Source organism: Acidovorax sp. KPB24-07 (genome assembly GCF_057543315.1).
In genome coordinates this window covers 1-1,151 of the sequence record NZ_BAAJYS010000704.1, presented here as the reverse complement: position 1 = coordinate 1,151, position 1,151 = coordinate 1, and the positions used below count along the sequence as shown (strand labels likewise).

The window sequence follows — 1,151 nt, the reverse complement described above, 5'->3', positions numbered from 1 at the left end:
CACCGTGGCCGCCGCATCGCCGCCCTGCGCGCCCACGCCGGGAATCAAGAGCGGCAACGTGGGCGCCAGGGCGCGCACGCGCTCGATCTCGGCGGGGTAGGTGGCGCCCACCACCAGGCCCAGCTGGCCGTTGGTGTTCCACGGGCCCTGGGCGAGGCGCGCGACGTGCTCGTACAGCAGCGGCTGCCCGTCCACGCTGGCCAGTCGCTGGTTCTGCAGGTCGTCGCCGCCCGGGTTGGAGGTGCGGCACAGCAGGAAGGCGCCCTTGCCGTGGTAGGCCAGGTAGGGCTCGATGGAATCGAAGCCCATGAAGGGCGAGAGCGTCACCGCATCGGCGCCGTAGCGCTCGAAGGCCTCGCGGGCGTACTGCCCGGCGGTGGAGCCGATGTCGCCGCGCTTGGCGTCCAGCACCACCGGCACGTGCGGCGCGGTGGCGCGCATGTGGGCCATGAGGCGTTCGAGCTGGTCTTCGGCGCGGTGCGCGGCGAAATAGGCGATCTGCGGCTTGAAGGCGCAGGCCAGGTCGGCGGTGGCATCGACGATGGCGGCGCAGAAGTCGTAGATCTTGCGGGCGTCGCCGCGCATCGCTGCGGGAAACCGGTCGGGTTCGGGGTCCAGGCCCACGCACAGCATGGAGTCGTTCTGCGCGGCCGCGCCCTGCAGCATGTCGATGAAGGTCATGGGGCGCGATTTTAGGGGGCGGGGCCGCCGGTGGCGTCGCGAGCGCCGCCGCGTCCGTCCCGGCACAATGCCGCGCATGCCTGCCCTGTCTCCCCGCCAGCTCGTCGCCCTGGTCCTCGTCACCCTCATCTGGGGCTTCAACTGGCCAGTCATGAAGCTCGGCGTGGCGGGCTTTCCGCCGCTGGCCTTCCGCGCGATCTCGCTGTGGCTCGGCCTGCCGGTGCTGGCCCTGGCGCTGGTGCTGCTCAAGGCCCCGTTCGCCGTGCCGCGCAGGTACTGGCTGCCGCTGGCGGGCCTGGGGCTTGTCAACATGGTGCTGTGGCACGCCTTCAGCATCACGGCCATTCCGTCGCTGTCCAGCGGGCGCGCGGCCATCCTGGGCTACACCATGCCGATCTTCTCGGCCGTGCTGGGCGCGCTGTGCTTCGGCCACCGCCTGGCGCCGCGCGCCTGGGCGGGCGGTGGCGGCG

General features: G+C 72.3%; 2 protein-coding genes. One reads left to right on the top strand and one right to left on the bottom strand.

Annotated elements, in window-relative coordinates:
- On the bottom strand, window positions 1–681 hold a 681-nt coding region (gene pyrF / locus AC27IQ_RS25140; RefSeq protein WP_487091242.1), incomplete at its 3' end, for an orotidine-5'-phosphate decarboxylase.
- A 76-nt stretch (window positions 682–757) separates the two neighbouring features.
- On the opposite strand from pyrF, the gene AC27IQ_RS25135 reads away from it, so the two are divergent.
- Window positions 758–1,151: EamA family transporter (locus AC27IQ_RS25135; protein ID WP_487091241.1), on the top strand; the 394-nt coding region annotated here is incomplete at its 3' end.